Origin of the sequence: Comamonas thiooxydans (assembly GCF_000964545.1) — a bacterium.
GTDB classification, from domain to species: domain Bacteria; phylum Pseudomonadota; class Gammaproteobacteria; order Burkholderiales; family Burkholderiaceae_C; genus Comamonas; species Comamonas thiooxydans.
In genome coordinates, this window is sequence record NZ_BBVD01000007.1 from 549,034 (window position 1) to 572,353 (window position 23,320).

At 62.0% G+C, this 23,320-nt stretch carries 21 protein-coding genes; 10 read left to right on the forward strand and 11 right to left on the reverse strand.

The annotated features are described in order from the left end of the window. Positions 1-47 precede the first annotated feature (47 nt). The 6 genes from Cth01_RS13170 to Cth01_RS13195 all read left to right on the forward strand — a co-directional run bounded on the left by Cth01_RS13170 (position 48) and on the right by Cth01_RS13195 (position 7,394). Positions 48-1,112, forward strand: coding sequence for a porin (locus Cth01_RS13170; RefSeq protein ID WP_034382288.1), 1,065 nt, complete (start codon positions 48-50; stop codon positions 1,110-1,112). A 152-nt stretch (positions 1,113-1,264) separates the two neighbouring features. After that, a complete protein-coding gene (locus tag Cth01_RS13175) occupies positions 1,265-2,533 on the forward strand; it encodes an MFS transporter (protein WP_034394644.1) in 1,269 nt (422 codons plus the stop codon). A 766-nt stretch (positions 2,534-3,299) separates the two neighbouring features. After that, positions 3,300-4,244, forward strand: coding sequence for a dihydrodipicolinate synthase family protein (locus tag Cth01_RS13180; RefSeq protein WP_034382285.1), 945 nt, complete (start codon positions 3,300-3,302; stop codon positions 4,242-4,244). A gap of 212 nt (positions 4,245-4,456) precedes the next feature. Beyond that, positions 4,457-5,089, forward strand: a complete 633-nt coding sequence (locus tag Cth01_RS13185) for a TRAP transporter small permease (protein ID WP_034382283.1) — start codon at positions 4,457-4,459, stop codon at positions 5,087-5,089. A 1-nt stretch (position 5,090) separates the two neighbouring features. Then, positions 5,091-6,356, forward strand: coding sequence for a TRAP transporter large permease (locus Cth01_RS13190; protein ID WP_034382281.1), 1,266 nt, complete (start codon positions 5,091-5,093; stop codon positions 6,354-6,356). 45 nt (positions 6,357-6,401) lie between these two features. Then, positions 6,402-7,394, forward strand: coding sequence for a TRAP transporter substrate-binding protein (locus Cth01_RS13195; RefSeq protein ID WP_012840222.1), 993 nt, complete (start codon positions 6,402-6,404; stop codon positions 7,392-7,394). A 78-nt stretch (positions 7,395-7,472) separates the two neighbouring features. Here Cth01_RS13195 and Cth01_RS13200 read toward each other — a convergent pair whose 3' ends face one another. Then, positions 7,473-8,183 carry a GntR family transcriptional regulator gene (locus Cth01_RS13200; protein WP_012840221.1) on the reverse strand — a complete coding sequence of 237 codons (711 nt, stop codon included), beginning with the start codon at positions 8,181-8,183 and terminating at the stop codon, positions 7,473-7,475. Positions 8,184-8,353: 170 nt separating this feature from the next. Further along, entirely contained in the window at positions 8,354-9,436 is a 1,083-nt protein-coding gene (locus tag Cth01_RS13205) for an Ldh family oxidoreductase (protein WP_224649236.1), read from the reverse strand. A 246-nt stretch (positions 9,437-9,682) separates the two neighbouring features. On the opposite strand from Cth01_RS13205, the gene Cth01_RS13210 reads away from it, so the two are divergent. Next, the gene (locus Cth01_RS13210) at positions 9,683-11,269 is read left to right on the forward strand and encodes an aldehyde dehydrogenase (NADP(+)) (protein ID WP_045839381.1); all 1,587 of its coding nucleotides are present in this window, start codon (positions 9,683-9,685) and stop codon (positions 11,267-11,269) included. 84 nt (positions 11,270-11,353) lie between these two features. Here Cth01_RS13210 and corA read toward each other — a convergent pair whose 3' ends face one another. The 4 genes from corA to tsaB form a co-directional block, all read right to left on the reverse strand. Continuing rightward, positions 11,354-12,340 carry a magnesium/cobalt transporter CorA gene (gene corA / locus Cth01_RS13215; RefSeq protein WP_034350790.1) on the reverse strand — a complete coding sequence of 329 codons (987 nt, stop codon included), beginning with the start codon at positions 12,338-12,340 and terminating at the stop codon, positions 11,354-11,356. A 212-nt stretch (positions 12,341-12,552) separates the two neighbouring features. Next, positions 12,553-13,464 carry a uracil-DNA glycosylase family protein gene (locus tag Cth01_RS13220; RefSeq protein WP_045839382.1) on the reverse strand — a complete coding sequence of 304 codons (912 nt, stop codon included), beginning with the start codon at positions 13,462-13,464 and terminating at the stop codon, positions 12,553-12,555. After that, on the reverse strand, positions 13,455-13,967 hold the full coding sequence (gene rimI / locus Cth01_RS13225; RefSeq protein WP_045839383.1) for a ribosomal protein S18-alanine N-acetyltransferase: 513 nt from the start codon (positions 13,965-13,967) through the stop codon (positions 13,455-13,457). The genes Cth01_RS13220 and rimI overlap by 10 nt, the downstream gene beginning before the upstream one ends. Positions 13,968-13,974: 7 nt before the next feature. Further along, positions 13,975-14,691: a tRNA (adenosine(37)-N6)-threonylcarbamoyltransferase complex dimerization subunit type 1 TsaB gene (gene tsaB, locus Cth01_RS13230; protein WP_045839384.1), complete on the reverse strand. Its 717-nt coding sequence runs from the start codon at positions 14,689-14,691 to the stop codon at positions 13,975-13,977. A gap of 163 nt (positions 14,692-14,854) precedes the next feature. Between tsaB and dacB the strand changes: the two genes are divergently transcribed. The 3 genes from dacB to Cth01_RS13245 all read left to right on the forward strand — a co-directional run bounded on the left by dacB (position 14,855) and on the right by Cth01_RS13245 (position 18,411). After that, the gene (dacB, locus tag Cth01_RS13235) at positions 14,855-16,303 is read left to right on the forward strand and encodes a D-alanyl-D-alanine carboxypeptidase/D-alanyl-D-alanine endopeptidase (RefSeq protein WP_045839385.1); all 1,449 of its coding nucleotides are present in this window, start codon (positions 14,855-14,857) and stop codon (positions 16,301-16,303) included. 225 nt (positions 16,304-16,528) lie between these two features. Beyond that, positions 16,529-17,704 (forward strand): SGNH/GDSL hydrolase family protein, encoded by a 1,176-nt coding sequence (locus Cth01_RS13240; RefSeq protein WP_034351499.1) that lies wholly within the window; start codon positions 16,529-16,531, stop codon positions 17,702-17,704. A gap of 35 nt (positions 17,705-17,739) precedes the next feature. Then, positions 17,740-18,411 carry an OmpW/AlkL family protein gene (locus Cth01_RS13245; protein ID WP_034382270.1) on the forward strand — a complete coding sequence of 224 codons (672 nt, stop codon included), beginning with the start codon at positions 17,740-17,742 and terminating at the stop codon, positions 18,409-18,411. 57 nt (positions 18,412-18,468) lie between these two features. Here Cth01_RS13245 and Cth01_RS13250 read toward each other — a convergent pair whose 3' ends face one another. The 5 genes from Cth01_RS13250 to Cth01_RS13270 are packed head-to-tail and all read right to left on the reverse strand — an operon-like array spanning position 18,469 to position 23,282. After that, entirely contained in the window at positions 18,469-19,635 is a 1,167-nt protein-coding gene (locus tag Cth01_RS13250) for an acyl-CoA dehydrogenase family protein (RefSeq protein WP_045839386.1), read from the reverse strand. 36 nt (positions 19,636-19,671) lie between these two features. Continuing rightward, complete coding sequence (locus Cth01_RS13255) at positions 19,672-20,553, reverse strand: transporter substrate-binding domain-containing protein (RefSeq protein WP_045839387.1); 882 nt, start codon at positions 20,551-20,553, stop codon at positions 19,672-19,674. Beyond that, positions 20,546-21,379, reverse strand: coding sequence for an ABC transporter permease (locus Cth01_RS13260; RefSeq protein WP_034394614.1), 834 nt, complete (start codon positions 21,377-21,379; stop codon positions 20,546-20,548). Before Cth01_RS13260 ends, Cth01_RS13255 begins: the two co-directional genes overlap by 8 nt. Then, positions 21,376-22,269, reverse strand: a complete 894-nt coding sequence (locus Cth01_RS13265) for an ABC transporter ATP-binding protein (RefSeq protein ID WP_003072548.1) — start codon at positions 22,267-22,269, stop codon at positions 21,376-21,378. The genes Cth01_RS13260 and Cth01_RS13265 overlap by 4 nt, the downstream gene beginning before the upstream one ends. Further along, on the reverse strand, positions 22,266-23,282 hold the full coding sequence (locus Cth01_RS13270) for an ABC transporter substrate-binding protein (protein ID WP_045839388.1): 1,017 nt from the start codon (positions 23,280-23,282) through the stop codon (positions 22,266-22,268). Before Cth01_RS13270 ends, Cth01_RS13265 begins: the two co-directional genes overlap by 4 nt. Between the last annotated feature and the right edge of the window lie 38 nt (positions 23,283-23,320).

Genomic DNA, 23,320 nt, shown 5'->3' on the forward strand with positions numbered 1-23,320 from the left:
TGAATAAAAGCCACCGTCCCAAACCACCTCTTAGAGGAGACAAAACCATGAAGTCCATCCATACGCCGGCCCTCGGCGTGGCGCTAGCCTGTCTGGCGTCTTTGCCCGGTGCCGCTTCGGCACAGTCCAAGGTCGAGCTTTTCGGCGTCGTCGACGTCGGCGTTGCCCATCTGGGCGGCTCGGGAGCCTCCAAGACCGGTCTTTCCACAGGCGGTGCCAACATCAGCCGCCTGGGCTTTCGAGGCACAGAGGACCTGGGCGGCGGCCTTAAGGCGGGATTCTGGCTCGAGGCCGGCCTGGATGTGGACAGCGGCGCTGGCAAGGCCACGGGCGGCGGTCTGAGCTTCAACCGCCGCTCCACAGTCAGCCTGATGGGCAACTGGGGCGAGGTGCGCCTGGGGCGCGATGACTCGGCCACTTTTCTGAACACGCTGATCTTCGATCCCTTCCTGACCAACGGCGTCGGCGGCACGGGTGCCTTCACCATGCTGGGCATTCCGGGCATCCCTTCGACTGGCGGTGCGCCCATACAGATCAGCAATGCGGTGAGCTATTTCCTGCCCCAGAACCTGGGCGGCTTCTACGGCCAGGCACAGCTGGCATTCGGTGAGCAGCCCAGCGGTGCTCCCAACAAGCGCGAGGGCGACTACCGTGGCCTGCGCCTGGGTTACCGCCAGGGCGCTTTCAATGGTGCGCTGGCCACGGGCCGGCTCTACGGCAATACCAGCGACACCAATCTGACGGCGAACAACGTAGGCCTGTCCTACGACTTCGGCGTGGCCAAGCCCATGCTGCTTTGGGCCTCGGAAAAACGCGGCCCCACCAAGATCACGGCCGTGCAGCTGGGCGTGACGGCTCCCGTGGGCAATGGCGAGGCCCGTGCCTCCTTTGGCCACTACAACCTGTCCGGTAGCAATGCGGACTGGAACAAGATCAGCGTGGGCTATGGCTACAACCTCTCCAAGCGCACCCAGGTCTACGGCACTTATGCCTTCCTGAAGAACAAGGGCTCGGCGGCGAAGTCCATCGGCGTGCAGGGGCTGAGCGCTCCCGGTACCACGCCGGGCGGCAACTCCAATGGCCTGGAACTGGGCATCCGCCACTTCTTCTGATCCTGCCCCGCAGGGCCGGCCAAGGCCGGCCCCGGGGGTTTCGGCGGCAGCACGGCTGCCGAACCGCGCGCCCGCCAGGACGTGCGCCCTGGCGGGGCCGGCGAGTGCCGGTCCCGGCTTTTCTCTCTTCCAACGCTAGCCGGACCCATATCATGAAAGACTCACGCTCGTTGCGCTGGTGGGGCGTGGTCACGCTGTTCGTGATCGTCGCCATTTCCTACGTGGACCGGATCAATATCTCGGTCCTCATCACCGATCACGACTTTCTGTCGCACATCGGTCTCACATCCGACGATCGAACGCGTCAGGGCCTGCTGGCCACGGCCTTCATGGTCGGCTACGGTGTTTCGTCCTTTGTGCTCACGCCGTTCTGCGCGGCGCTGTTCGGCGTGCGCCGCAGCCTGTTCGCGGGGCTGCTGCTGTGGGGCGTGGTGACCTTTCTGTCGCCGGCCATGAACAGCTACGGGCTGCTGTTGGCCTCGCGCATTCTGCTGGGCGTGTCCGAGGGGCCGCTGTTCTCCCTGGCCGGCAGCTACATCAAGGCGCATTTCGAGAGCCGCGAGAACGGCAAACCCAACTCCCTGGTCAATATGGGCACCGGACTGGGCCTGGCGGTAGGCTATCCCTTTGTCGGCTACCTGGTCGTGGGCCACAACTGGGAGACCTCGTTCCATGTGCTGGGCCTGATCAACGTGCTGCTGGGCGTTCCCCTGGTCTGGGCCTTTGTGCGCATGCCCAAGGTGGAGACCGGCATGCCCAAGCCCCAGTCGATGGGCGAGGCCGTGGGCCAGGTCGGCCAGATCGTGCGCGGCGCCATGCACACGCGCTATCTGTGGCTGATCACCATTCTCACGGCGGCCTTTCTGTCCTATCTCTGGGGCAGCAGCAACTGGCTGCCCGCCTATCTCAAGGAATCGCGCGGCTTTTCCATGCGCGAGATGGGCTGGCTGGCTTCGCTGCCGCAATATGCGAGCGTGGCTGCGGTCTTCGTGGGCGGCATGATCATCGACCGCATCGCGCGCCGCCAGGTGCCGCTGATCTTTGTCTTCGGCAGCTTGGGCGTGGCGATTGCAGTGTGGCTGGCCATCCATATGGAAGACCGCTATGCGGCGGCCTATTGCCTGATTGCCGCCAACTTCTGCTGGGGACTGATGAGCCCGGCCATTCCCAGTACCGTGCAGCACTGCGCGCGGCCCGAGCATGTGGCCAGCGCCTATGGCGTGGTCAACGGCGCGGGCAGTCTGGTCGCGGGCTTCATGCCGGCCATCATGGGTGCGGTGATAGGCGCGCTGTCGGCACGCGGCGGCGTGAGTGCGGGATTCTTTGCGGGCTTCGCGGCGCTGATAGGCACGCAGGTGATCGTGATGCTGTGCGGCATCGTGCTCTGGGTGCGCGAGCGCGGTGAGGGTAGTGCAGCATAAGCTACCCTCAGACTGTTCAGTAGAAGCAGTCTCAGACCATCCTGACTTATGCATCTGTGATGCTGCTCAGACGATAGCTTCTGCAGTGCCGTGACCTTGTCTCTGCGACCTGTGGATTTTCAGTCCTGGGCCTGCGCTTGACTTCATCCCCGCTTGCATGGGGGCTGAGGTGGACCGCGTCAATGCACTTGGTACTTGGTGCTGGCAGACTGGAGCTGCGGTAATGAGCGATGGCGAACATCGCATTCAGCGCGTCCGCGACTATGTGGAACAAACGCGCGAACTCATCGAACTGGGATGCAAGAGGCAGTCCCGTCGCCATGCGACCGGGACCAGCGCAAAGCTGCCTCCATGAGCGGTTTGTGTGCCATACAACGATCACCTGTGCATCCTGACCCCGGCGCAGCGCCAGCGTGGCCCGGCGCCGGGTTTGACCGCAGCGCCGGGCAGTAACTGAAGGCGGTGCTTCTGCCGCGGTGGGGTCATGGTCGCAAGCGGACCGCTGCCTGGATGCAACGGAAGGGCGGTGACGATCTCGGCGAGGTATCCAGGAGAACCCTATTGCACAACGCCTAAGAACTACTTAGTCTTCGTCTCTGAATATTTCAAATATATTTACAGTCTATTTAAAGACGAAGTATTTCACCGCTCATCTGGATTCCGTGCGCTGATGCAGCGAGCGTTATCCCAACAAACGGTTTCGTGCAACGGACTTGCGCGGAACTGAAGGCGGTGTTCTTAGGTGGTTTTTTACAAGGGTAGTTTTATGGAAACGAACATCTTTACCGGCACCATTCCTGCACTCATGACTCCATGCACCGCACAAGGCACGCCAGATTACGACGCGCTGGTCGCCATGGGCAAAGAGCTCATGGCCGCAGGCATGAGCGCTGTTGTGTACTGTGGATCCATGGGGGATTGGCCTCTTCTCACGGCAGAGCAACGCCAAGAGGGCGTGGCCAGGCTGGTGGCCGCAGGTATCCCGACTATTGTGGGGACCGGCGCGGTGAACTCGAAGGAAGCCGTGGCTCATGCCGCCCACGCTGCGAAAGTGGGGGCACAGGGGTTGATGGTGATTCCTCGGGTGTTGTCGCGCGGCACTTCCCTGGCTGCGCAGAAAGCCCACTTCACTGCTATTTTGGAAGCCGCCCCGAAGCTGCCGGCCGTGATCTACAACAGCCCACACTATGGCTTTGCAACTCGCGCCGACATGTTCTTCGAGCTGCGCGCCAAGTACTCCAACCTGATCGGCTTCAAGGAGTTCGGCGGTGCAGAAGGCCTGCGCTATGCCGCTGAGCACATCACCTCGAAGGACAACGACGTCACATTGATGGCGGGTGTCGACACCCAGGTGTTTTACGGTTTTGTGAATTGCGGTGCTACGGGTTGCATTACGGGCATTGGCAATGCACTACCCAAGGAAGTTCTGCTCCTGGTTGAGCTGAGCAAAAAAGCAGCTCAGGGGGATGTCGTTGCTCGGCGTCAAGCTCAGGAGTTGGATGCTGCACTGGCCGTGCTGTCGTCCTTTGACGAAGGCACGGATCTGGTTCTGTACTACAAGCACCTGCTGGTCCTCAACGGCAAGAAGGAGTACACGCTGCACTTCAATGCAAGCGATGTATTGACCGACTCGCAACGCCGGTATGCCGAATCCCAGTATCAACTCTTTCGTAACTGGTATGCCGCCTGGTCCAAGGGTCTGAGTCATTGATCCAGCGTGAGTCAGCTCCCCGTGGGGAGCTTTTTTTGGGGCATCGATCCAGATCGGAAGCTTGCATCTTCCAGAAACCAGGGTTAGCAGTTTCGCCGGGTTTCCAGGCAAACACCTATTGGATCAATTGAAAAAACTTCTAATATATTTAATATATTTTTGAGATGTATTCAATCTTCTGCGCCTCATTTCGTCAAATCTAAAGAACCTATATGGACGATACAACCCGACCCGCTACCGCCATCAAGCAGCCGCCATGGATTGTGCGCTGGGTGCTGGATGCCTCTGATGCGCTGCTGCGCATGGAACGGTGGTTGCTCACCTTCGCGATGTGTTTTCTGACCGCACTCATTTTGCTCAATGTGGTGACACGCTACAGTGGCATGCCGCTGTACTGGGTGGATGAAGCGGCGGTGTACACCGTGGTCTGGCTCACCTTCATCGGTGCTTCGGTCATGACGCGCCTGCGACTGGATTTTGCAGTGACGATGCTCACCGATAAGCTGAGTCCTCGCAACGCGCGGCGTGCCAAGGTGATTGCCACGGTCGGAGTGCTGTTTTTTTCTTTGGCGCTCTTTGCGATGTGCTGGCGTTGGATGGATCCCATTGGTATTGCCAGCAAGGGGTTTGATGCCAAGGAATACGCGGCGGAGTCGTTTAACTTTCTCTATACCGAACAGACCCAGACGCTGGAGTGGCCGGTCTGGGTGCTGCAACTGATCATGCCGATCTTCGCAGTCTGTATGAGCCTGCATGCACTTGCCAATCTGTTGGAAGACATGAGCCTCGCACCCAAGCGCCAGCACCCTGGCTTTGCGGCAACCAACCCAGACGCGGTGAACTGACATGCTGACCTCCATTTTCTTCATCGCAATCATGATGGTGGGTGTTCCCATCGGCCTCTGTCTTTGCCTTTCGGGGATTTTTTATATCTACAACACCGAGAACACGGTGTTGCTGCAGTCCTTCCCTTCCCAGATGTTCGGGGGGGTGGACAGCTATGGCCTGATTGCCATACCGCTCTTTATCTTGATCGGTGAGGTCATGAACAGCGGCGGCATTACACGCCGACTGGTGGACTTGTCGATGGCGTTCGTGGGCTCCATCAAGGGCGGGCTTGCCTATGTGAATATCCTGGCCAACATGCTGGTGTCATCCATCATTGGCTCCGCAACGGCGCAGGTGGCCATCATGTCGCAGGTGATGGTGCCGGAGATGGAGAAGCAAGGCTATGACAAGACCTTTGCTGCAGGCCTGACCGTGTATGGCGGCATGCTGGGTCCGATCATTCCGCCGTCGGTGATGTTTGTGGTCTACAGCGTGCTGGCCCAGGTCGCGGTGGGCGATATGCTGATCGCAGGCATATTGCCAGGTGTTCTGTTGACGGTGCTGTTCTTTGCAGTCATTGCCTGTATGGGCGTGATCTACAACTATCCACGAAGCCCCAAGCGAACCTTGCTCGAACGGGCCAAGACCGTGCTGGTTTCCAGCCCGACACTGTTGATTCCGCTGGTCATTGTGGGTTCCATCCTCACCGGCTTCGCCAACCCCACGGAGGCTGCCGCTGTGGGTGCGATCAGCGCAGTGTTGGTCGGTCGCTATGTGACCCGTGAATTCAAATACTCAGACCTGGGCGCGATCATGCTGCGTTCGGGCATCTACTCGGCCATTGTGCTGTTTCTGGTTGCAGCAGCGGCAGTGTTCTCGTGGTTGTTGATATACGGCAAGGTGCCTCAGATGGTCGCTGCCTGGGTGCAGACCGTGGCGCATGACCCGATTACCTTCCTGCTGCTGGTCAACGTGATTTTGCTGGTCATTGGCACGGTGATCGACGGGATTCCCGGCTTGATCATGACCGCGCCGATTCTTCTGCCCATCGCCACCGAGATCTACCACATCGATCCCCGCCACTTTGGAGTGGTGATCGTCATCAACCTGGTGCTGGGATTGATGACGCCGCCGGTGGGGCTGAGCTTCTTCGTGGCTGCAGCGGTCACTGGTGCCAAGCCGGGTCCCATGTTCATCGTCACGTTGCCATTCTTCATCATCAGTTGCGTGGCACTTGTCATGCTCTCGCTGTTCCCCAGCTTGTCGTTGGGCTTGCTGAACTGATCCGATTCTTCGCCCTGCTTCGCCTTTCCCTCTACGGAGTTTTTCATGACACTCAATCGACGCCACTTTCTTCAGACCACGGCTGTTGCCGCTGCTCCACTGGCCTTTGTGACGCCTTCGCGTGCGGCTGCGGCCAAGGAACTGCGCTTAGGCGTCATCACGCCTGCTGGGCATTCGTGGAATCGCGCGGCGGTGCAGTTTGGAGAAGCTTTGGCGAAAGAAACCAATGGCAGGCTCAAGGTGACCGTCTTTCATTCGGGTCAATTGGGTAATGAGTCGGCCATGATGCAGCAGCTGCAATCGGGTGCGCTGGACATGGGGTGGATTCAGGCGGCAGAGCTGGGAACGCGTGTTCCGAGCGTAGCCTCGATCAATGCGCCATATCTTGTCCGATCCACTGCTGCTGTAGCGAAGCTGGTCAAGACGCCTGCAGCCTTGAAATTGCTGGATGTGCTGCCGCGCGAAACCGGCTGCATCGGTTTGGGCTGGGGCATCACCGGCATGCGTGTGGTGTTCTCGAACAAGGAGATCAAGACGCCCAATGACCTCAAGGGTATGAAGCTGCGTATTAATCCGACGCCGGTTTACCGTGACTTCTACCAGTATTTCGGCGCAGCGCCGACTCCGATTCCCACACCTGCGGTGTTCGATGCCATGACCAATGGGCAAGTGGATGGACTCGAGGCGGATATAGAGCTCTCTTGGAGCCAGCGCTTTGACAAGGTGTCGAAACTGATGATGCCCATGAACGCGCTGTTCATGCCTGTGGCACCACTGTTCTCGGGTCGTATCTGGGCTACGCTGGATGGGAAGGACCGTGACCTGATTCGCCAATTGACCAGCCAAGCCTTGGACGGCCAGATCAACGATATCGTGACGACAGAGGTTGGCCTGCTGGAGAAACTCAAGAAGGAGTCGATTGTCATTCGCGATATCAATGCCTTTGACAATAAGCCTGCGATTGATGCCTTCGACAAGATCTGGCTGCCCAAAGCGCCTCAGATTGCAGAACTGCGCGCGGTGGGAGCCAAGCTCTGATTGATGATCGGGGGGCGCCGATTGGGAGGCGCCATGAATATGCACAGCAGGCCGCTTCCCCTGGGAGCGGCCTGCTGTTTAGCTTTCGATAATGCGTCTGGCAAAAGCTTCCAGATAGTCCATCAGGCGGTTGGCGCCGGTAATGGCGGCCGCTTCATCCCCGGTAGAGATACCCTGAGCCAGCTCCAGATGAGCAAGTGCGCCTTCAAGGATATCGCCTTCATGCTGGTAGGCATACCAAAAACGTCTGCACTGCACGATCAGAGGCGTGACGCTTTTGACTGCTGAACGGTTGCGGCTGGCAGTATGGATGATGGCATCGAGCGCATGATCCTCATGCATGTACTCTTCCAGGTTGCCGCGCTTGGCTGCAGCGACCATCTGCTTGGCACATTGGAGGATATCTTTGCGCTGCTGTACCGAGGCTCGCCGGGCAGCGCAAGCCGCCAACAGATTCTCCAGAACCCTGCGTGTCTGGATGACGTCCAGGTGCTCTGCCAGATCGATGTTGGAAACCAGTAGTCCGCGGCGCGGCTGCTGGACGATCAAGTCGATGGAGATCATGCGCAGCAATGCCTCGCGCACAGGCGTCCGGCCCATGCCCGTGCGCTCTGCCAACTCCGCCTCCACGATGGGACTTCCAGGCTCAAGTTGCATGGTCGACAGCATGGTTTCAATGGCGTCGTAGGCAAGGTCTGCAGCACGGCGCTTCACCGTAGGCAAAGTCTTGGTTTTTGTTGCAGCGGCTTTTACACGTGCAGCTGGAGATTTCTTGGAAGTTGGCATCAAAAAAGCGTGCTGGCGCCATCGTGTCGCAAGAGCAGAGATGGCGGGGTTTTGATTATATTGATCCGATATTTAGAATACATCATGGGCTTGGCGCTTGGTGCAGCCTGTGACAAAACTCTTTATCTGGATCTTTCTCCTCAGCAGAGGCATGCGAGCATGTTCTCATGAGCCTAGTTCAACAACTGCTGGATGTCACGCAGCAAGGGCTCGGGGATCTGCACATATCCATTGGCTAGACTGCGGCTTCTTGCGATAAAGCGGCGTTGGGAAGGCAGGCGCGCCCCTTGGCCGGTAATACTCTCGAACAGCTTTTCAGCACGTTGACGCTCTTCGATGAAATTGCCTGGGCTGAAAAATTGGGGATCAAATGCGATAACGATTTCCCCATGACAAGGGGTTGCACCGGCACCGTCGTCGATGCGCAGTGATTCAGCACTGGTCATGTCGCCAATCAATGGCCCGGCCAGCAGCTCGATCATGGTCGACAGGGCAGAGCCTTTGTAGCCGCCAAAAGTCAGCATGGCGCCTTGTTGGAGTACGGTTGTGGCATCGGTACTTGGTAAGCCTTCGGCGTCGACCCCCCAGCCTTCGGGCAGTGCGCGACCGCTTCTTTGGTAGAGCTCAATTTCACCGCGGGCCACTGCGCTGGTCGCAAAGTCAAAAATGTAGGGGTGAGAACCGACCCTGGGCCAACCAAAGGCGATCGGGTTGGTTCCGAAAACAGGTCGGCTTCCGCCCGCAGGGGCCACCCAGGAATGGCTGGGGGTCATGGCTAAGGCCGCAACGCCATGCTCGACCAAGGCTTCGATTTCGGGCCACAGGGCTGAGAAGTGATAGCAGTTGTTGATGGCCAAGGCTGCGATCCCGGTTGTCCGGACCTTCTCGAGCAGTACTTTGCTGCCCACCTCGAAAGCGAGTTGTGAAAAGCCGCGCTGTGCATCGACGGTGACGACGCCAGGTCCGCGGTCGCTGATGATGGGTATGGCATCGCGCACGACAGCGCCATGCTGGAGCGTGCGAGCGCACGATAGAACCCGGTACATGCCATGCGAATGGCACTCGTCGCGCTCTCCCGCTGTGATCACGCGCGCAATGGCCTGCGCATGTTCAGCAGACAGGCCGAGGTGGGTAAATACGCGATAGGCCAGGTTGTGCACCTCATCCAGCGTTAGCGCAGTGTGGCCTGGTTTCGATGCGGTTGTTTGAGCACTTTGGCCAGGGTGGTTCAGGTCGATGTTTGGCATGAGTTCCATGGCGTGCTCCTGTGCTTGGTTATGGACTGCTTGTTGACGTGCCCTGGTTGCGCGGAATGGCAAAGAAGCCTGTCAAGATTGATGGAAAATTTCATAAGGATAATTTAAATATATTATCAAGATACTTTATGATTTTCAAAGGCGCTCATATTCCTGACGAGATCGTGCGTTATCCAGGCGTTGCTTGCACTTCCTGGTCGGCTGGAGCTCTGCCATTCCGATCCATAAACACATTAGGAGACAAAGATGCAAATTACTGGCGAAATGCTTATCGGCGCGAGTTCGGTGCGCGGCACAGAAGGACAGCAGCAAGCGTTCGATCCCTGCATGGATCAATTCATCGCAACGCCCACGTTCGGTATGGGAGGGCAGGCCGAAGTGGACAGGGCTGCCCAGTTGGCAGCGCAGGCATTTGATCCCTACCGTCAGCTGTCGCTTGCCAAGCGTGCAGAATTTCTGGAGCTGATTGCCGACAACATCATGGCTTTGGGCGATGCCCTGATCGAGCGCGCCATGGCCGAAAGCGGCCTGCCGCTGGTGCGCCTGCAAGGCGAGCGTGGGCGCACGGTTGGACAGTTGCGGCTGTTTGCCAAGGTGGTGCGCGATGGCCGTTTTATGAGCCCCGCCATCGACCACGCACAGCCCGAGCGCATGCCGCTGCCACGTGCCGACCTGCGTCTGGCCAAGATGGCACTGGGCCCGGTGGCGGTGTTCGGTGCGAGCAATTTTCCGCTGGCGTTCTCGGTGGCAGGGGGCGATACGGCGTCGGCCTTGGCTGCCGGTGCCCCTGTGGTCGTCAAGGCCCACAGCGCCCATCTAGGCACTTCCGAAATGGTGGGTCGAGCGATTCAGAAAGCGGTCAGAGATTTGGGGTTGCCCGAAGGGGTGTTTTCCCTGCTGATGGGCGCCGGGCGCAAGCTGGGTGAAGCATTGGTAGCACATCCTGCCATCAAGGCCGTTGGCTTTACCGGATCTCGCCAGGGAGGGCTTGCGTTGATGCGCATCGCCAACGCACGCCCGGAACCCATTCCCGTCTACGCGGAGATGAGCAGCATCAACCCGGTGTTTCTGATGCCGGCTGCCCTGGCCGCGCGTGCAGAGTCGATAGGGCGCGGTTTTGCCGATTCGCTGACGATGGGGGCGGGGCAGTTCTGCACCAATCCTGGGATGGTGGTGGTCATTGGTGACCGCAATGTGCAGCGCTTCATCGATGCCGCAAGCCAGGCGCTTGCCACCAAGCCGGCCCAGACCATGCTGACGCCGGGCATTCACCAGGCCTTTGATACCGGCGTTGCCAAGGTTGATGGCGTGGAAGGTGTGGAGAAAGTTGCACAAGGGCAGCCTGCGGATGGGTTGCACAATGCTGCGCAGGCCGCGCTGTATGTGACGGATGTGCAGCGCCTGTTGTCATCGCCTGTGCTGCAGGAGGAGATGTTTGGCCCGGCCTCTATTGTCATTCGGGCCAAGAATTTCGATGAGGTTCTTGAACTGGCTGAGCAACTGGAGGGCCAACTGACAGTGACGCTGCAGATCGATCCCGCAGACTATGCCGACGCGCAGCGCCTCATCCCCGTGCTGGAGCGCAAGGCGGGACGCATCTTGGCCAATGGTTTTCCGACCGGAGTCGAGGTATGCCACGCCATGGTGCATGGAGGTCCTTTCCCATCCACGTCCAACGCTATGTTCACTTCTGTGGGCGCCAGCGCCATTGACCGCTTTCTGCGCCCGGTGTGCTATCAGGATTTGCCGGATGTGCTGCTCCCAGCGGCTGTACAGCAAGCGAACCCGCAGGGACTTGCCCGAGTGATCAATGGCGATTTAGTGGCGCGTTGACTGGTGGCAAGCGCGCTCTTCGGCTCCAAGGAGAGGGCGCTTGCCTGTGTCGATGTGTGAGCGACCAGCTGTGCCGGGAATGTGTTATTTCAACCAGCCGCGTTTGCGGAAGTACAGCATGGGGCCGACGGCGCTCAGAATCATCAGGGCGACCACGTAGCCGTAGCCGAATTCCCACTCCAGCTCGGGCATGAACTTGAAGTTCATGCCGTAGACGCTGGCAATCAGCGTGGGCGGCAGCAGAGCCACGCTGGCCACCGAGAAGATCTTGATGATCTTGTTCTGATTGATGTTGATGAAGCCGACCGTGGCGTCCATCAGGAAGTTGATCTTGTCGAACAGAAAGGCCGTGTGACTGTCCAGCGACTCGATGTCGCGCAGAATCTGGCGAGCCTCCTCAAACTGCTCGGCGTTGAGCATCTTGGAGCGCATCAGAAAGCTCACGGCGCGGCGCGTGTCCATGACGTTGCGGCGGATGCGGCCGTTCAAGTCTTCCTGGCGGGCAATGGCACCCAGCACTTCCTTGGCCATCTCGTCGGTCACATCGCCGGACAGCACCATCTTGCTGGCTTTTTCCAGGTCGTCGTAAATGCGCTCCAGCGTGTCGGCAGAGTACTCGGCATCGGCGTCAAACAGCTTGAGCAGAACGTCCTTGGCATCGTCGATCAAGCCGGGCGCACGGCGCGCTCGCATGCGCAGCAGGCGAAAGACAGGCACATCCTCGTCGTGGATGGAGAACAGCACGCCATGGCTGCGCAGCGCTGCGTTGTGCTGGTTGACGATGAAGGCCACGCGCACCGAGCGGGGGTCTTCGTCGTCGTCGATCAGAAAGTCGCTGCGGATATGCAGCTCGCCATTGTCTTCTTCGTAAAAACGCGCCGATTCCTCGATGTCGTCGTCCATCGCATCCTCAGGGATGGACAGCTCGTAGTGCTGCTTGATCCAGCGCTTTTCTTCGAGGGTTGGCGATTCCAGATCGACCCAGACGGGGCGAAAGCGTTCAAGGTCTGCCAGGGACTCGATCTCTTCCTGAACGAGTCGACCATTGGCTAGCGTAAAGATGTTGAGCATCAGCTCACTCCCGGTTGTTCTTGAGGTTCTGCAGGGATCAGGGCGCTTTCAACCCCCACAGTCTTCACCGGGAGCTGAAAGCTACCAACTAGGGTAGGTTTCCACGGATGTCTTTCAGTAATTCGAAGCCAGTGATTATGCTACGTTGCACTGCAGCATGTCGCGTGCGTCATAGTTGGGCAAGTGGGTAAGCGGGGCTTGTCGCCCGCCTGTCACAGCCCCTTGGTAAACGCGTCGGCCTGCACCAGATCGGCCCAGGCTCCGGCCTTGGCCTGCGGCGCACGCAGCAGATAGTTGGGGTCGTAGGTCACCACCGTGGGCACGCCCGCAATGTGGTGCGGCTCGGCCCGCAGCCGGCCCAGCGCGTCATGGCGGCCCAGCACGGCGCGTGCACTGGCCAGGCCCAGAACCAGCACGCAGTCCGGGCGCAGCTCGCGCAGCAAAGTCTCCAGGGCGGGTTGCAGTGCCTGGGCATGGCTGAGATCGGCATCGGGTGGCGCGCGGTGCAGGGCGGCGCTGAAGACGCGCGGTTTTTCCTGCAGACCGAGGGCACGCAGCATATTGTCCAGCAGCTTGGCGGCATCGCCCTGCAGCGCCGTCTGGGCGCTGTCGGCCGCAGGCCTTTGCGCCGGGCTCAGCAGGGGCGGGTTGGCGGCAGGCTCCAGCAGGATCAACCAGCCGCCTTGCTCGGCGCTGTGCACATGCTGAGGCGCATGGGGGTAGACCAGCTGGGCGGGACTGATGGTCCAGCCGAGGCCAGGCTCGCCTGCCGGGCCTGCGGCGGGTTGCTGCACAAACTGACGAGGCTCGTGCGCCCAGTGCCCGGACAGATTCTGGGGTGGTGGGCTGGCGGGCCTGGCGGTCTGGGCGGGCGGCTGGGCCGGTGTTGGCGCTGCCTCGGCCGCAGGTGCAGCGGCCTGAGCCACGGGCGGGCTTACGGGGGCGGGCGGCGCCATGCGCACCACCGGCGCTGTGACGGGCAGGGGCTCCGCGACCGGCAATGGTGCGGCTGCGACTGCAGTGACTGCAGCCACTGCTGCGGGCTCCACGGGGTCGGGCAACCAGACGGTGATGCCCATGGCTTCCAGCATGGCCCGCTGGCGGGCGTCCAGATTCAGGGCCATAGTTTCAGACTCATGAGCACCGCATGTTCGCGCGGGCCGTTGGGGTTGGGGTAGTAGTTCTTGCGCAGCCCGACTTCGGCAAAGCCATGCCTGAGATAGACCTCGCGGGCGCGGGCATTGCTTTCGCGCACTTCCAGCCAGATCCATTGGGCGTTCTGCTGCCGCGACCACAAAGCCAGCGCATCGAGCAGCACGCGTGCCCAGCCCTGGCGCTGGCAGGCGGGGTTGACGGTGATATTGAGCAGATGCACCTCGTCCAGCGCCTGCATGGCGACAAAGTAGCCCAGCAACTGGTGACTGGCATCGACCAGCAGCTGTATCTGGTAGCCGGCCACCATGGCATCCTGGAAGTTGCCGCGCGTCCAGGGGTGGACATAGGCTTGCTCCTCGATTGGAAGCAGGGTGTCAAGCCAGAGCGCGGACAGCGGCTCGAAATGCACCAGAGATGCCGCATCCTGGGTGCTGGCGTCGGCGGCGAGTGTGGAGCTGCTGGGCAAGGTCATTGGGCGCTTATCGGGAGGCGATGCCGGTTGCATCGGGTGTGAGGGCTGCGGCGGCCTTTTCGGCTTCGCGCTCGGCCGTGGTTTTTGCCACTTTATCTCGGATATAGCGCGGCAGCGCCTCTTCGGCAGGCATCGCGCAGCCTTTTGCCAACAGTGCCGGTGCCAGGCGCAGCATGGCCGTGGCCGTGGGCATGGCGTGCACATGGCGGGCAGCGGGCGCCAGCAGCTCGGGGTAGACGGGCTGGGCATTGCCCGCCACGGTCCTGCCGGTTGCCGTCTGCAGAGCCTCGGGGGCGCACAGGCCGAAGTCCTCGGGCTCGATCCACTGGCCGTCCACATAGCAAAAGGCTGCGTGATAGACCTCGTGCATGCGCGCGTCGAGCACGGCCTCTACCTCGGTGCAGCCATGCAGATGACGGGCCTCTTCGGCCACAGTGAGCAGAGAGTCCACGGGCAGCACGGGAACCTTGGCGGCAAACGCCAGGCCCTGGGTGATGGCGCATGCCGTGCGCAGGCCCGTGAAGGAGCCGGGGCCGCGGCCGAAGGCAATGGCGTCCAGCTGCGTGAAACTCAGCCCCGCATCCTTCATGAGCTGGCGGATGGCCGGCAGCAACTGGGCCGACGACTGCTGCGCGCCCGGCCCGCTGTGCTGCCAGATGGCATCGCCACGCTGGACGGCAACAAACAAGGTATCGGTACTGGTGTCGATGGCGAGAAGATTCATGTTCGGCGGGGCGTCAGCCGCAGGCGGGCTGGAGCGCAATACGGAATGCACTGGGCTGCAACGGACGGCAGCGTAGCCCTGCATTATCGGACGCCCGCCGCCAGCTTGCCGCGGGCGCCGCCAATGCCCGGCATGGGCGCAGCCCGGCGTAGACTCTGGCCCCATGCTGCAGACCCCCTTCTTTCTTCGCAAGACCCTGAGCGCACTGGGCGCATCGTTGCTGGCGCTGCTGGCCCAGCCCGCGCTGGCGCAGTCCCTGCCTGCCGACACCCGCATTCCCGCCGCCGTGGACGCGGCGCTGCAACGCGCCAAGATTCCGCGCGATGCCGTATCGCTGCTGGTGATGAATGTGGATGGAAAATCGCCACCGAACCTGGCCTGGCGCACGCACCAGGCCATGAATCCGGCCTCGGTCATGAAGCTGGTCACCACCTATGCGGCGCTAGACCAGTTGGGCCCGGCCTACGTCTGGCGCACGCCCGTCTATCTGGGCGGCCCGGTGGCCGACGGCGCCTTGCGCGGCAATCTCTACATCCAGGGTCAGGGCGACCCCAAGCTGGTGTTGGAGCGCCTGTGGCTGATGCTGCGCCGCCTGCAAGGCATGGGCATCAAGGTCATCGTGGGCGATATCGTGCTGGACCGCAGCGCCTTTCAGCTGCCCACGCATGATGCGGCGGTCTTCGACAACGAGCCCTGGCGGCCCTACAACGCCTCGCCCGATGCGCTGCTGATCAACTACAAGGCCGTGGCGCTGAATATTGCTCCTGATACAGGAGCGGGTGTCGCTCGTATTCAATACGATCCACCAATGTTTGGCATGGAAAACCAGCAAACGGTTGCGCTGGCTGCTCCTACTTCTGATTGCGGCGACTGGCGCAGCAAAATGCAGCTGGACATGAACAATCCGCAGCGCATCGCCTTCAACGGCAGCTATCCGGCAAGCTGCGGCGACAAGAGCTGGTCCATCGCACCGGCGCAGCCCGAGCGCTTTGCGGCCAAGGCCATAGAAGGCATGTGGCGCGAGCTGGGCGGCAAGCTCACCGGCGCCGTGCGCGACGGCAGCGTGCCACAGGGCCTGCTGCCGGCCTTCCAGCTGGAGTCTCCGGCTCTGTCCGAGGTGGTGCGCGACATCAACAAATACAGCAACAACATCATGGCCCAGCATGTGCTGCTCACCCTGGGCATGCAGCGCACCGGCGTGGCCAGCTTCGACTCCGCGCGCCAGTCGCTGGCACAGTGGTGGGCCGCGCGCTGGGGCAATGCCGAGCAGCCCGTGGTGGACAACGGCGCAGGCCTGAGCCGCAATGCCAGCATCACGGCCAACGGACTGGGGCAGATGCTGCAGAACGCCTGGGTCTCGCCCGTGATGCCCGAGTTCGTCTCCTCCATGCCCATCGTCGGCGTGGACGGCACGCTGCGGCGCAGCAAGAGCCGGTTTGCAGGCGCCGCCCACCTCAAGACCGGCAGCTTGCGCGACTCGGCCGCGTTGGCCGGCTATGTCGACGGTGCCAGCGGCCAGCGCTATGTGCTGGTGGCCATGGCCAACCATGCCAATGCGGCCGCGGCGCGCACGGCCTGGGATGCGCTGGTGGACTGGACGGCGGCCCAGTAGCCGTCCGGGGGGCGCTCCATCACCGCCCTTTGCCCGCCTCGACAAACCGGACCCTGGTCCGGTTTTTTTGTTGCGTGACGGAACGATGACCAGGTTATTGGGCGTTGGATTTTTGTCCGACCATCGGTAATTGCCCGATAACCGCGCCAGGGTGACTGTCGCTAGGATGACGCTGATGAAAAAAGCACGACCGTGCTATTCATAACACATCAGGAGAACATCATCTTGGCAAGCAAACTCAAACTCTTGGCGGCTGCAATGGCTACGGTGGGCCTACTGGCGGCCTGCGGCGGCGGAGGCGGGGCCGATACCACCCCCAAGGCCAAGGTCACCTCGGTCAAGGTCATGGGCGACAGCCTCTCGGACAGCGGTACCTTCGGCTTCAAGTTCACGGTACAGGGCTCGGCGCCCACCGGTGCTGGCTCGACCATGATCTGGCCTGAGCGCATTGCCGACCAGTTCAGCCAGAGCTTGTGCGCCCACTTTCGTGCCGGTGACGAAAATCTCACGACTTATCAGGAAGTCGCCACCTGCACCAACTACGCAGTGGGTGGTGGCCGCGTGAACCCGCTGGATGCGCCGACATCGCCCAAGTCGGTTCTGGTGCAGATCCAGGCCGCATCCAAGGCTGGCTTCAGCGCCGATGATCTCGTCGTCATCGATGGCGGCGCCAACGATGCCGCCGACGTGATCGGGGCGCTGATTGCCGCAGCCAAGGGCAATTCGCAGCCGCTGAACGCCATGGTGGCCTGGCTGGATTCCAAGGCTCCGGGCACGTCCACGGCCCTGATGACCCAGGCCGGAGGCGATGCCTCCAAGTTTGCCGGCCTGGCGGCGGGTGCCTATCTGCAGACCCTGGCCAAGACTTTTGCCGGCTCCATTGCGCAGAATGTGGTCGCCAAGGGCGCCACGCGTGTGGCCGTGCTGAATGTTCCCGCCATTACCAAGACACCGCGCTTCCAGATGGTCCTGGCCAGCATTGCCAAGGCCGCAGGCGGCGGGGATCAGGGGGCTGCTGCGGCCGCCAAGCAGGAAGCGTCATTCGATGCCCTGGTACAGGTCTTCAACAACCAGCTGGCTGCCAGTCTGGCAGGCCAGTCCCAGGTGGTCCTGGTCGATTTCTACACCGAGTTCAAGAGCCAGATCAGCAACCCGGCCCAGTACGACTTCGATAACGTGAAGGACCCGGTCTGCCCGATCACTGGCGTGGACGCAAGCGGCCTGCCCACCTATACCTTCCCCACCTGCACGGCGGCGGCCTTGAGTGCCACACCCGGAAAATCCAGCCCTGACTGGTGGCAGCACCATGTCTTTGCCGACAGTTTCCACCCCACGCCTTACGGCCATCAGCAAATGAGCCAGCTGGTTTCCCGCTCTCTGGCCCAGAAGGGCTGGCTGTAAATCCGTCCGCACCTCAATAACAAGGAGACAAAACCATGAAAATTTCTGTGCGGATCATTGCAGCCGCTGCTGCGCTGGCGGCCTGCGGTCTGGCCAGCGCCCAATCGGCCGGAAGCTGGATGGCGCGTGTGGGCGTGACCCATCTGTCGCCTGATGTGAGCAGCGGCAATCTGTCGGCGCCGTCCTTTCCCAACACCAAGGTCGACGCCGGCAGCAATACTCAGCTGGGCGGCGGCATCACCTATATGGTGACCGACAATCTGGCTCTGGACGTGCCTCTGGCCACGCCCTTCAAGCATGACCTGTCGGGAGCAGGCTCGATTGCCGGCGTGGGCAAGCTGGGCAGCACCAAGGCGATACCCGCGACGCTGATGCTGCAATACCGCTTCAACGAGGCCAAGGCCGCGTTCCGCCCCTATCTGGGAGTCGGTGTCACCTATGCCCATTTCTATGGCGAAAAGACCACGGCCACGCTCAACGGTCTGAGCGGCGGCACGCTGGCCAATCCGACCACGGCCGAGCTCGACGACAAGTTTGGCGCGCTGGCGCAGCTGGGCTTTGTCTACAACTTCAACGAGCGCTGGTTTGTGGATGCCTCCTACTCCAAGAGCTTTCTGAAGACCAAGATCCACCTGTCTTCGGGTCAGAGCGTCAGCGTCAGGCTCAATCCCGATGTGTTTGCCATGGCCATAGGCTATCGCTTCTGAGTCGGCACGGCCGACATGAAAAATCCGGGCTGGTCCCGGATTTTTTTGTGTTGCGGCTCAGTTGTAGTGCTGGGCCGAGGGCTCTTCGCCATGCACGGCCCAGCGGCCCAGGGCCTGGAGCTTGTAGTCTAGCGGATCGTGCAGAGTATGGGTGCGCACATTGCGCCAGAAGCGGTCGAAGCCGAGATCGGCATGGGTGCCGCGCGAGCCCACCACATCGAACATTTCCTGGGTGGCGAACAGGGTGCAGCGATGGGCCATGACCTTGGCTTCGAAGACGGCGATGGCAACCTCGGCGCGTTCCGCTGCGCTCAGCGCAGGGCCGCGCTGCCAGGCTTTTTGCAGCAGCTCTGCGCCGTGGTCGGCCATCAGGGCTGCTCCCGAAATCTGGGCCTGCATCTCGCCCATGCGGCGCAGCAGATAGGGATCGTCGGTGGCGCGCTCCACCGCCGAGCCCAGCCAGGGGCGGCCATGCTCGCGCGCGTAGTCGCGTGCCTGCCGGCGTGCGCCCTGGGCCACGCCGACAAACAGATTGACCAGCACCAGCTGAGCCAGGCAATTGCGCAGCGTATGAAAGGCCGTGACTTCGGCATTCTCGTCGCGCATGACGGCGCTGGCGGGAAGCTGGACGCGATTGAACTGAACCGAGCCGCTGTCGGTCTGACGCTGGCCCATGGGGTTCCAGTCATCCTTGACGGCAATGCCGGGCGAGGCGGTTTCAAGCAGGCCCAGAACCGGCTGCGCATGGCCTGCCACGCTGGCCGATACCGTCAGGTAATGAGAGCCGCGCGTGCCCGAGCAAAAGCCTTTCAGGCCGTCGAGCACATAGCCGCCGGCGAGCTCCGAGCTGCGGGGCAGGGCCTGCAGGCGCGTGTCGCGCGGGTTCAGCGCATTGCCCCACCAGCCGTTTTCGTCGATGGTGCGGCGCAACCAGAGGCGCTGCTGCTGGCGCGAGCCATAGATCAGCACGGTGGCGACCTGGAGCTGGTGAAACGCCAGCACATGGGCCAGGGCGCTGTCGACGGCGGCCAGGGCCCGGACATGGCGGTAGATGTCGGGCCAGTTCAGCGCATCGCCGCCATGTTCGTGGGGGATGGCCAGGCGCAGCAGGCCGGCATCGCGCAGCAAGGCTTTTTCCGCTGCCGCATGGCCGCCCTGGCGGTCGCGTGCGACGGCAGTTTTTTCCAGGGTGCCGAGTACGTCGTTGAAGTGACTGGAGAGCATGGTGAAGAAGGTGGAGAGCGGAAAAGAGGCGGGAGGTCAGTGGCAGATGGCTCCGTCTTCCAGCAAGGAAGCTTCCAGCGCAATCGTGCTGACGCGGTTGTCCTGTGCTCGTTGCTGCAGACCGCTGCGCTGCCATTGCTGGATGGCGCGCTGCAGCCAGCGTGTGGACTGCGCATCGGCCTTGGCCAGACGGATATGGGCCTGATCCGTGGTGCGAAATCGGTTGCCGAGACGGGTGTAGAAGCGCCAGTTGTCCTGTTGCAGCAGGCGCGTGATGACCTCTGGCGACTCGGCCAGAACATGGCATTTGCCGGCCAGAAAATCGCTGACTGCATGAATGCTGGAGGGCGCGAAAAGAGGCTGCAGGCCCTGGGCCTGCAAGGTGCTGGCAGAGGCCTGACCCGTGGCGACGCAGGCCGTGGGCTTGGGGGCGGCCTTCTGCGCCACATGCGGCAGCCAGGAGCTCCAGTGACCGGGGGCATGGCGGCTCCAGAGGGAGGCCTGCTGCTTGAGCACCAGCAGTTGCAGGCTCTGCGGCATATAGCTGCCGCCGGTCTGTCGATCAGCAGCGGATTGGCCGTCCTGCGGCGCCACGCCTTCGAGCACCAGGTCTGCATCGCTTGCGGGGGTGATTTTGACGCTGGTGCCCAGTTGCCGGCCCAGCCAGTCCGCCAGCGCCAGGTCATAGGCATCGGGCTCTGGCGGCAAGGCTTCGCCGGGCAGGGCAGGGCGCGCATAGCTGCGCAGGGCCACATGCAGCACGCCATTGCGCCGGGCCTGCTGCAGCACCGGGCCTGCAGTCTCGATGTCGCCGAGCTGCGGCAAGGCGGGCCAGAGCACGCCAGCGCCGGCGGCAGCGGCTGCCAGCGCGGTGCCGGCCAGGACCAAACGCCGCCAGGATTGCGTGGCGCTACTCATGAAATTCCAGCCCGCTGCGCCAGCGCGTCAGGCGCTTTTCGAGCAAGGCCAGCCCATAGTTGAGTGCCAGGCCCAGAATGGCCAGCAGCACGATGCCGGCGTACATGCTGGGGATCTGGAAGATTTCCTGGGAGTTCAGCGTGAGAAAGCCCAGGCCTGCATGTGAGCCGATCATCTCGGCAGCGACCAGCGCGGTGATCGAATAGGCACCCGCCAGTCGGATGCCGGTGAAGATGGACGGTGCCGCCGCAGGCAGGATGACCTTGAAGAAGATGAAGCCGCGCGAGGCCCCCATGGACAGCGCCGAATGAATCAGCAGTTTTTCCACCTGCTTGACGCCGCTGATGGTGTTGAGCAACACCGGCCAGAAGGCCGCCCAGAAGATGATGGCGATCTTGGACGCCTCGCCGATGCCGAAGAACAGCAGAAAGACCGGAAACAGCGCCAGGGCAGAAACCTGACGGAACAGCTGAAGCAAGGGGTCGACAAAGGCTTCGAAGCGGCGCACCACGCCCATCAGCAGGCCCAGCGCCACGCCTGCCACGACGGCCAGAATCAGGCCTGCCAGCGAGCGTTGCAGGCTGGCCGCCACATGCTTGCCCAGCTGGCCGGTCTGCGCCAGCTGGACGATGGCCGCCAGAACAGCGGATGGCGGGCTGAGAAAGGCCGAATTGACCAGACCAGCGCGCGGCAGGAATTCCCAGATGGCAAAGAACAGCAGCACGCAGGCCGAGCGCTCCAGCCATCGGAGCCCGAGTTGCCGGGAGGAAAGCAGTGACACCGGCTTGGCGGAGCGCCGGGATGGGGATGCGGCCAGTTGGCTCATATGGCAAATCCTCGCAAGGCCAGGCTGAAATCAGGGGCGGTGGGCAGCAGCGGTGCCAGCGGTTGCTGGCGGTGGCCGCTGGCAAAGGCGACTTCGTCGCGCAGTACATCCCAGGCCTGTTCGCGCAGCTGCACAAAGGCCGGGGCGTGGCGTATCTCGGCGGGGCGCGGACGCGGCAGCGCTATGTCCAGAACGGATTTGATGCGACCGGGTCGGTGCGTCATGACGGCGATGCGATCCGACAGATAGATGGCTTCATCGAGGCTGTGGGTGATGAAGACGATGGTGGTCTTGTGCTGCTCCCAGATGCGCAGCAGCTCGGACTGCAGGATTTCGCGTGTCTGGGCATCCAGGGCGGCAAACGGTTCGTCCATCAGCAGCAGGCTGGGCGAATAGGCCAGGGAGCGGGCGATGGCCACGCGCTGACGCATCCCGCCCGAGAGTTCGTGCGGGTAGCGCTGGCCGAAGCCGGCCAGGCCCACCAGGTGCAAAAACTGCTCGGCAGTCTCCCGGCGCTCGCGTTTGGGAATCTTGCGGATCTCCAGCCCGACCTCGATGTTCTGAAGCACGGTACGCCACGGAAACAGCGCATAGCCCTGGAACACCACGCCCTGCTCGCGGTTGATGCCGCTGGCCGGCTGGCCGTCGATGCTGATGCTGCCGCCGCTCTTGCGCGCCAGCCCGGCAAGCACATTGAGAAACGTGGACTTGCCGCAGCCCGAGGGCCCGAGGAGGGTGAAGAACTCGCCTTCACGGATATCGAGATTGAAGTCCTGCAGGGCGGCAATCTGCTGCTTGCGGCCGCGCTCGTCGGCAATGGCGAAATCCATGCGCACATCGCGTGCCCGGATCTTGATGGCGGAGCCGGAGTCGTCCAGGGCCGTGCTCATGTCGCAGCTCCCTTGGCAAAGGGGTTGAACTCGTTGGTGTACACATCCTTGACCGCCACCTTGCCCGGCTGCAGCTTGCCTTCACGCTCCAGCACGTCGATGTAGTACTGGATGGGCGGCTCGGTGATGATCTGGTCGTCCACATAGGCATAGCGCTCCACATGCTTGAGCTCCATGCCCAGGCGCTCGGCCGTGTAGCGGCGCGCTTCGTCGGTGTTGGCGTTGACCCAGTTGCCTGCCTTGGCGATGGCGGTGACCACATCGCGCACGGCCTGCGGGTTCTCGCGCGCAAACTTGCCGTTGACGCTATAGGGCGCCATGCCGCCCAGGCCGCGGTCCAGGTCGTAGTCGGTCCACAGGCGCTGCAACTCGGGGTTGGCCTCGGCACCGCCGGAATGGGGGGGGTGGATGATGGCCAGATCCACATTGCGGCCGATCACGGCCTGCTCGCCCTGGTTGTCGGGAACGACCAGGAAGTTGATCTTGTTGACATCGGCGCCGTGCTCGCGGAAATAGGTCTTGGAGACAAACTCGGCGCAGGCGCCGAAGCTGTTGAAGCCTATGGTCTTGCCTTCCAGATCCCTGGGCGTGCGAATGCCCGAATCCTTGCGCACGAAGTACTTCATATGCGGTGCCTCCTGCAGCGTCTTGCTGCCGGCGGCAATCACCTTCATGTCGGCCCCGGCCGCAATGGCCGAAATCACCAGCGGCACCATGCGCGAGCCGAAATGGATGTCGCCCGTGCCGACCAGCGGAATGATCTGAGGGGCGGCAATCTTGCCCACGTAGTTGGGGCGGGTGGTGGTCCCGTCGAAGTAGCCCAGTCTGTCGGCCAGATAGATCAGGTCGAAAGAGGGGTTGTCGGGGTAGTTGAAGGGAACGACCTTGCCGTTTTGTGCCGTGCGGCTCGTTTCGCTGCTGGCCTGGTTGTCGGAGCGCGAGCAAGCCGCCAAGCCCAGGGATGCAGCACTGATGGACAGAAGCTTGCCAAGCGCGTCGCGACGGGTTCCCATGGTTCTAACCTTTGAAGTTGCTTTGAAGCAAGCAAGGT